Annotated in this window: 8 protein-coding genes; 4 read left to right on the top strand and 4 right to left on the bottom strand. The window is 73.6% G+C overall.

Annotated elements, in window-relative coordinates; genetic code table 11:
* Positions 1-171 precede the first annotated feature (171 nt).
* Genes ITX44_RS17835 through ITX44_RS17825 form a run of 3 tightly spaced genes read left to right on the top strand, consistent with a single transcriptional unit; the run spans position 172 to position 1,962 of the window.
* Positions 172-771, top strand: coding sequence for a sulfite oxidase-like oxidoreductase (locus tag ITX44_RS17835; RefSeq protein ID WP_205358215.1), 600 nt, complete (start codon positions 172-174; stop codon positions 769-771).
* On the top strand, positions 741-1,511 hold the full coding sequence (locus ITX44_RS17830) for a ferredoxin reductase (RefSeq protein ID WP_205358214.1): 771 nt from the start codon (positions 741-743) through the stop codon (positions 1,509-1,511). The genes ITX44_RS17835 and ITX44_RS17830 overlap by 31 nt, the downstream gene beginning before the upstream one ends.
* Before the next feature lie 40 nt (positions 1,512-1,551).
* Positions 1,552-1,962: a DUF6510 family protein gene (locus tag ITX44_RS17825; protein ID WP_236060807.1), complete on the top strand. Its 411-nt coding sequence runs from the start codon at positions 1,552-1,554 to the stop codon at positions 1,960-1,962.
* Positions 1,963-2,027: 65 nt separating this feature from the next.
* Here ITX44_RS17825 and ITX44_RS17820 read toward each other — a convergent pair whose 3' ends face one another.
* From ITX44_RS17820 to ITX44_RS17810, 3 genes are all read right to left on the bottom strand, one after another.
* Positions 2,028-3,260, bottom strand: coding sequence for an L-talarate/galactarate dehydratase (locus ITX44_RS17820; protein WP_205358213.1), 1,233 nt, complete (start codon positions 3,258-3,260; stop codon positions 2,028-2,030).
* Between the two features lie 212 nt (positions 3,261-3,472).
* Entirely contained in the window at positions 3,473-3,868 is a 396-nt protein-coding gene (locus ITX44_RS17815) for a TOBE domain-containing protein (RefSeq protein WP_205358212.1), read from the bottom strand.
* 302 nt (positions 3,869-4,170) lie between these two features.
* Positions 4,171-4,872: a hypothetical protein gene (locus tag ITX44_RS17810; RefSeq protein ID WP_205358211.1), complete on the bottom strand. Its 702-nt coding sequence runs from the start codon at positions 4,870-4,872 to the stop codon at positions 4,171-4,173.
* 215 nt (positions 4,873-5,087) lie between these two features.
* On the opposite strand from ITX44_RS17810, the gene ITX44_RS17805 reads away from it, so the two are divergent.
* Positions 5,088-5,759, top strand: coding sequence for a hypothetical protein (locus ITX44_RS17805; protein ID WP_205358210.1), 672 nt, complete (start codon positions 5,088-5,090; stop codon positions 5,757-5,759).
* A 12-nt stretch (positions 5,760-5,771) separates the two neighbouring features.
* Here the strand turns inward: ITX44_RS17805 and ITX44_RS17800 are convergent, their stop codons facing one another.
* Positions 5,772-7,835: an AfsR/SARP family transcriptional regulator gene (locus ITX44_RS17800; RefSeq protein WP_307795331.1), complete on the bottom strand. Its 2,064-nt coding sequence runs from the start codon at positions 7,833-7,835 to the stop codon at positions 5,772-5,774.
* Between the last annotated feature and the right edge of the window lie 22 nt (positions 7,836-7,857).

Genomic DNA, 7,857 nt, shown 5'->3' with positions numbered 1-7,857 from the left:
CCCCCAAGCGAAGCTCGCGGCCACGCGGCGCCAGCCGCAGATCAGGCACAGCCCTGCCCCCTTCGGGTAGCTCCCCCCGGAGGGGGAGGTTCCGGATGGGGGTGCGGTGGGGGGGGGGTGGGCGGAGGATGGGGGGAAGGTATGTCGAGGAGGCAAGGAGGGGCGCAGGGTATGGCGATCATTTCGCGTGGGTTCCGGGGGCGGCCGCGGGACGAGCGGCACACGTTGCCGCCGGGGCAGTACGAGACGACCGACTTTCCGGTGCTGAGCGCGGGGCCGACGCCGAGGGTGGGGCGGGAGGGGTGGGAGTTCACCGTACGGACCGAGACAGGGGCCCGGCACAGCTGGAATTGGCAGCAGCTGATGGCGCTGGAGAGCCAGCGGCCGACCGTGGACCTGCACTGCGTCACCAAGTGGTCGAAGTTCGGCACGCAGTGGGAGGGTGTGCCGCTGGACGTGCTGCTGGAGGACGTGGAGACCACGGCCGACTTCGCACTGGTGCACTCCTATGGTGGCTACACCACCAACCTGCCGCTGGCGGACCTGCTGGACGGGCAGGCGTGGATCGCGTACCGCTACGACGGCGAGGATCTGGCGCCCGAGCACGGCGGCCCGGCCCGGCTGCTGGTCCCGCACCTGTACCTGTGGAAGTCGGCGAAGTGGGTGCGCGGCATCCAGTTGCTGCTGGAGGACGAGCCGGGGTTCTGGGAGAGCGCCGGCTACCACGACTACGGAGACCCATGGCGCGAGCAGAGATACCAGGGCGACTGAGCCCGGGACGGCTGGGCGACCGGCTGCGCTGGCAGGCGGCCCGGCTGACCGAGCGGTACGAGGAGTCGGCGGGGGCGAGCACCCTGGTGTTCGACGTGCCCGGCTGGCGCGGCCACCTGGCCGGCCAGCACGTGGACGTACGGCTGACCGCGGAGGACGGCTACAGCACGCAGCGCAGCTATTCGCTGGCCGCGGCGCCGGACGGGCAGCGGGTGGAACTGACCGTGCAGCGGGTGGACGACGGCGAGGTGTCGCCGTACCTGGTGGACGACATGATGGTCGACGACCTGGTGGAGCTGCGCGGGCCGGTCGGTGGCTGGTTCGTGTGGCGGCCGGAGCAGAAGGAGCCGGTGCTGCTGGTCGCGGGCGGCTCGGGGCTGGTGCCGCTGATGGCGATGATCCGCGCCCGGCGGGCGGTCGGCAGCCGTACGCCCTTCCGGCTGGTGTACTCGGTGCGCACGCCGGAGGACCGGCTGTACGCGGCCGAGTTGAGCCGCGGCGACCCCGGGCTGGACATCTCCTACGCCTACACGCGCGCGGCCCCGCCGGACGCGCGGCGGCCGGCGGGGCGGATCACCGTGGCCGACCTGGTGCGCGACGGATGGCCGCCGGACTTCGAGCCCGCGGTGTACGTGTGCGGGCCCACCGGCTTCGTGGAGACCGCCGCCGACCTGCTGGTCGCGGTCGGCCACTCGCCCGACCGGATCCGTACCGAACGCTTCGGCCCCAGTGGGGGCTGAGGAGGGGGCCTGAGACGGGGGGACAGCTGAGGAGGGTGACATGAGCGAGCCCATCGTCCCGGCGCACGCCGTACGGACGGCGAACCGCGCCTATCCGGCGGACCCGGCGGCTCCGGTAGCGCCAGTGGCCCCCACGGCCCCGGTGGACGCCGATCGCCCGGCGGACCCGTACGCCGGGCCGTACGCGGGACAGTACGAGGACGGCAACGCGCTGGCCGGCGCGCTCGGGGAGATCTTCGCGGTGGACACCACGACGGCCGCCGGCCGCTGCACCGGCTGCGGCAGCGCCTGGCCGCTGGCCCGGCTGCACGTCTACGCGCACGCCCCCGGCTTCGTGGGCCGCTGCCCGGACTGCGAGCAGGTGATCCTGCGGCTGGTGCGCTCCCCCGACACGGTGTGGCTGGACCTGCGCGGCACGGTGAGCGTGGCTTTTCCGATGAACGGGGGCTGAGGCCGCCTTCAGGGCCGCTGAGCCCAGCCATGGGGCGGCCCCCGGGCCCAGCGGCGGCGTTCGGCTCAGCGGCGGAATTCCTCGCTCTCGCGGGTCCAGGCACGGGCCCGGTCGGAGAGGGTGATGCCGAGGCCGGGGCGCGCGGACAGGTACATACGGCCGTCGCGGATCTCCAGGTGGTCCTCGAAGAGCGGCTCCAGCCATTCGAAGTGCTCCACCCAGGGTTCGAGCGGGTAGGCCGCGGCCAGGTGGAGGTGGATCTCCATGGCGAAGTGCGGCGCCAGGTGCAGGCCGTGGTGGTCGGCGAGGGCGGCGAGCTTGAGGAACTGGGTGATGCCGCCGATGCGCGGCGCGTCGGGCTGGATGATGTCGCAGGCGCGGGCGTCGATCAGGGCCATGTGCTCGCCGACGCCGGCCAGCATCTCGCCGGTGGCGATGGGCGTGTCCAAGGTGGCGGTCAGCGCCGCGTGGCCCTCGGCGTCATAGGCGTCGAGCGGCTCCTCGATCCAGGTCAGGCCGAAGCGCTCCATGGCGCGGCCCATGCGCCGGGCGGTGGGCCGGTCCCACTGCTGGTTGGCGTCCACCATGAGGGGTACGGCGTCGCCCAAGTGCTCGCGTACGGCGGTCAGCCGGCGCAGGTCCGCCGCGGTGTCGGGCTGGCCGACCTTGATCTTGATTCCGCCGATGCCGCGTTCCAGGGCGGCGGTGGCGTTGTCCAGTACCTGCTCGATGGGCACGTGCAGGAAGCCGCCGGAGGTGTTGTAGCAGCGCACCGAGTCGCGGTGGGCGCCCAGGAGCTTGGCGAGCGGCAGCCCGGCGCGGCGGGCCTTGAGGTCCCACAGGGCGATGTCGAGGGCGGCGATCGCCTGGGTGGCCAGGCCACTGCGGCCCACCGAGGCGCCGGCCCACACCAGCTTGGTCCACAGCCGGCCGATGTCGCTGGGGTCCTCGCCGAGCAGCGCGGGGGCGATCTCGCGGGCGTGCGCGTACTGGCCGGGGCCGCCTGCCCGCTTTGTGTAACTGAAGCCGATGCCGTCGTGGCCGTCCTTGGTGGTGATCTCGGCGAAGAGCAGGGCTATCTCGGTCATCGGGGCCTGCACGCCGGTCAGCACCTTGGCGTCGCTGACCGGGGTGGCGAGCGGCAGGTACACCGATGACAGCCGGACGGAGGCGATCCGGTCGCCGGGGAGGGAGGCGGCCCCCTGCGGGCCGGGCGCCGGGGCGGGATCGGGTGCGGCGGTGGAGGGGGAAGAGGTGGATGAGGGCGAGGTGGTGGACGGGGCGGGCGTGAGCGCCATGAGCATCTCCTTCGGGCCGCGTACGTGAACATTAAACACGTCCGTGAACAGCTGTGGGGTGGGCCGGGCGCAATGGGCGCGGAAAACGGTGTCGCCGGGCGCGCGGGGGCCCGGCGGCAAGGTGTCGTGCGGCGGTGTGATGTACGGGGTTTTGCCCGGCGCAAAGGCGACGGGTTTCCGGTACGTGGGGCGGGATCAGGCGCGGAGGGGGTTCAGGCGCGGTCGATGTGCACGTTGGTCGACTTGACGCGGGCCACCGCCTCCGCGCCGACCTCCAGGCCCAGTTCCTCGACGGCCTCGCGGGTCACCAGGGAGACCAGGCGGTGCGGGCCGGCCTGGATCTCGACCTGGGCGGCGACGTCGCCCAGCTTGATCGCGGTCACGATCCCCGGGAAGGCGTTGCGGACCGTGGTCCGCGAGGTGTCCGGCTCGCTCTCGCCCTGCTGCGCGAGCTCCACGGAGAAGGCGGCGAGATCGCGCCCGTCGATGAGCCGCCGCCCGGCGTCGTCCCGGTGCGTGGCCACGCGTCCGGCGTCGGCCCAGCGTCGGGCCGTGTCGGGGCTGACGCCGAGCAGACGGGCGGCCTGACCGATGGTGTACGACTGCATGGCGCCACCATAGGGCCCGGGTTCGCCGGGTGGGGGTCGGGGCCTCCGGGGTGGGGGTCCGAAATCTCATATTTACGGGCCTGGCGGCCCACAAATATAAGTCAGCATTTCGGACCCCCACCCCTCCGACCCCTCCCGGCCGTCAGGCGGTGACGGTTCCGGTTCCGGCCGTCGGGATGTCGACGACTGCGACCTCGGGCCCGCACGCCCTCGGGCCCCTCCCGGCCGTCGAGCGGTCACCACGGTGCTTCTCGCCGTCCGGATGCGGACGGCCGCGACCTCGGGCCCGCACGCCTTCCGGCTTACGGAGTGACCGCTGCGAGTGCGTCGTCGATCTGCCGGCGGACCTGGCGGGTGCGCGTTGCGAGTGCGTACAGGGCCGTCCCTAGGAGCACGACGCCGGCCGCACCGAGACCTGCGCCCAGTGCCCGGCGGTTGCCGGTCAGCGGGGCGAAGGCGGAGTAGGCGTCGTCGCGGCGGACCATGATGCGGACCGTGCCGCCGGGTGTGCCCGCGACGGGCAGGGTGCGACCGGAGACCGTGGTGCCGTCGGCGATCCAGTTGCCGGTGCACTCGCGGGTGCTGCCGCGTCCGAGCCCGTTGTGGCATTCGGCGACGGTTGCGGTGACCGCCACCGTCGGGGTCAACTCGGGCCCGAGCACGAGCGCTGCGCCGGTGAGCACAAAGGTGCCGAGGAAGAGGCCGACCGCGACGACGCAGCCGGCACCCCGGCGGGCCGCGCCGTCCCGGTCCCGCAGACGCAGGAAGCGGGTGGTGGGGACAGCGCGCGCCACGGCGACCGGGACCAGCAGGATGGTCGCCAGGACCCGTACGGCGTTCCACGCCCCGCCGGGCGACGCGACGTCCGCCAGCGGCCAGGCGACGACGCAGAGCGCCAGCAGCGACCAGAACGGAACGGCCAGGACCCGCCGGGCCGTACGAGCGGTGCGCGCCCGGCGTACGGCTGTCGCCACCGCGTCGTCGCTCCGCTCGGACACCGTCATGACCTCGTTCCTCGTCGCAATTGCCGACGCACGGTATCGCGGCAGGTCAGGGCCGTTCACGAGGGGGGCTGTCCGCGGAGGCGCGAGGGGGTGGCGGAGGCGGTGCGGCGCATTGATGCCGATCCGGAACGAAGATCCGTTGAGGCGGGCCGGCGGCCGTGCGAGGATGCCGCGACCGGGATGGCGAACTTTCCATGAATCGGGGCAAGTGGGGGATGGGGAACAGAGCCAGGAGGGCGTCGGCGCTTGCCGCCCTCGCCGTGGCGGGCTGCACAGTGCTGGCCGGCTGCGTCAAGGAACCGACCACCGCGGCCGGTGCCTCGGCCACGCCCACCCCGGCCGCGTCCACCCCGGCTGCGTCCACAGTCACGCCATCCGTGACGGCGTCCGCCACGCCGTCCACCGGGGCCACCGGAGGCGAAACGACGCCGCCGGCACCTCCCACGGCGAGCGGCACCGTTGACCCGGGCGCCACCTCCCCGGCGCACCCGGCCTCCCCGACGCACGTGACCCCCGCGTCGTCCATTGGCGGCTCCGGCTCCGGCGGCAATGAGTGCCGGAACCTCGCCGTCTCCGCCCAGGTGAAGGCGGCGGTGACCCGGACCTGGGAGACCGCCGAGCACGTCAGCCACGTACAGCCGAAGCCGGGCAGCTTCTACTACGGCGGATGCGGCAGCGACCAGTACGCGGCGACCCGCTTCCAGGGCGCTGCCGGTGCCACCGGCGCCGACCTGGTCGCTCTCCAGGACGAGGGCTCGGTGCTGCAGTTCTTCCGCTACGGGCCCGGCATCGGCTGGCAGTTCGTCACCTCCGACTCCTTCCCGGCCAGCAACAACTGCTCCGCCGTCGCCCCGGCCGCACTCGCGGCGCAGTGGCACTGCCACTGACGTCGTACGGAGCTATCGCGAGCCGAGGTGGCGATCGAGGGCGGCCAGGATGTCGTCGACCGGGCCGAAGGCGATCATGGCGGTTGTGCCGCCGGCGATCTCGCCGCGCAGGGGTGCGAGGGCATCGTGTGCCTGGGCGGCCAGTGATGCGTCGCGGAGAGCAATCGCCGTATGGGCGTTGACGGCCCAGAGCGCGTCGTAGAGGTGATCGGCAGGGGGCTGGGGCAGCGTGGCGGCGGCTTGGCGGGCCGCCGCGAGGTTGCCGCGGGCGAGGTGGCGGAGGGGCTGGGTCCAGGGGCGGTAGGGGCCCCAGTCCAGATCGGGGTCCGTTGGCGCGGGACGTCCGTGGCGTATCCGGACGGAGAGGAGCGCGAGCGCGAGCATGCCGGTTTCCACTCCGGGCATGCCGGCGCCGGCGAGGTCGGTGGCCAGGGTGCGATAGGCCAGTGCGACCTCGGCGGGGTCGTTCGACCGTTGCGCCAGGCACATGGTGCGAAAGGCGGCGGTGAGCACGTGGACGAGCGGGGACTCGTGGACGGTGGCGAGCCGCTCGGCCGCCGCGACGTGGTGTTGCGCGGTCCGGGTGTCGCCGCGGGCCGCGCAGACCTGGATCCTGATCAGGTGGCCGAGGATCTCGAACATCGGGAGGTCGTGCCGCGCGGAGAGATCGATGAGCTCGGCGGCGATGGTGTCGCGTTCGCCGGTGCGCCCGGGGTGCTGGAAGGACTGCACGAAGCGCGCGTTGAGCGCGAGGACCAGCACATTGGGGTCGTGCAGGTCCCGGGCGAGGTGTTCGGCTTCGTCCGCGGCCTCGGCGGCCCAGGGGTCGCGGGTGCCGCGGTGCTCGAGTGCGACGGTGGCCAGCAGGCGGGCCCGAAGCGCGGGTGAGGCCCCTGGTCCGAGCCGGTGCAGGGTGCGCCGGGTGGTGGCGACCAGCGCCTCGGACCGTTCGGGGTCGTCGGCGCGCGTCCAGATGGTGGGGACGTCGTAGGCGGCGATCACGCGGGCGGTGAGGCCGGGGTCTCCCGTACGTTCCGCTTCCGCGGCTGCCGCGGCGCGTTGTTCCTGGGCGAGTACGAGGTTGGTGCCGCCGGTGACCGCGGCGGCCCTGGCCACGGTGCTCATCGAGCGCAGCCGGGTGTAGGTGCCGGTCGCCTGGGTGCGGGTGAGCAGGCGCAGCCGGTCCTCGTCGCGGGGCGCGGGCGTGAGGTGCGCGGCGTGCCGGAGGATGTCGCGTTCGAGATGGTCGAGGGCGTCCGCCGATTCCAGGCCGAACCGGTCCAGCAGCCCGGCCCGCGCGTCCCGCAGCGCGGCCAGCGCGTCGACCTGGCGGCCGGCTTGGTAGAGGGCGTGGGACAGCAGGGCCCAGGCGTGCTCCCGCCACGGGTGTGCGGCGGCGAACACCTCCAGTTCCGGTACGAGGGGCGCGCCGCGTCCGAGGTCGAGGACGGCCCGGGCGCGCAGTTCGACGGCCTGGCGGTGGAGTTCCGCCAGGCGGGCGCGTTCCGGTTCCAGCCAGGGCGAGGCGTCGAGGTCCCCGTACGGCTCGCCCCGCCACCACGAGAGCGCTTCGCTCAGCGCACCGGCGGCCCGGTCGCCGGGTGCGTCGCGCGCGGCAGCGAGGGTGTCCTCGAAACGGTGGGCGTCGACGTGGTCCCGGGGAACGCGCAGGGCGTATCCGGTGCCGACGGTCTCGATGACGTGCGAGCGGGTGCGCGGGGGACGGTCCGGTTCGAGGGCGCGGCGCAGTTCGGCGACGAAGGTGCGGACCGTCCCGGCCGCCGTGGGCGGAGGGTCCGCCCAGAGATCATCGACGAGCGCCGGCAGCGGGACGGCCCGGCCACCGGCCGCGACCAGCCGGCCCAGGACCTCGCGACGGCGCGGGCTGCCGACCGCCACGGGGCAGCCCCGGGCATCCGTGACTTCGACGGGTCCGAGCACCTTGACGAGGATCTCCATGCCCTCATTCTCGTTCTCGCCGTCGCCGGGCTCCGGGCTGCCGCCGCCGGCGCTGATCCGCTGCTGATCCGGCTCTCCGATGCTGCTGTCGTTCGGGCATCCACGCACGAGCGACACGGGCGCAAAGGTTCGAGAGAAG

Origin of the sequence: Actinacidiphila acididurans, assembly GCF_016918855.1 — a bacterium.
In the GTDB taxonomy this organism is placed as follows: Bacteria; Actinomycetota; Actinomycetes; order Streptomycetales; family Streptomycetaceae; genus Actinacidiphila; species Actinacidiphila acididurans.
Note: the sequence above shows the minus strand (reverse complement) of the source record. Positions and strands in the feature narration are given on the sequence as shown.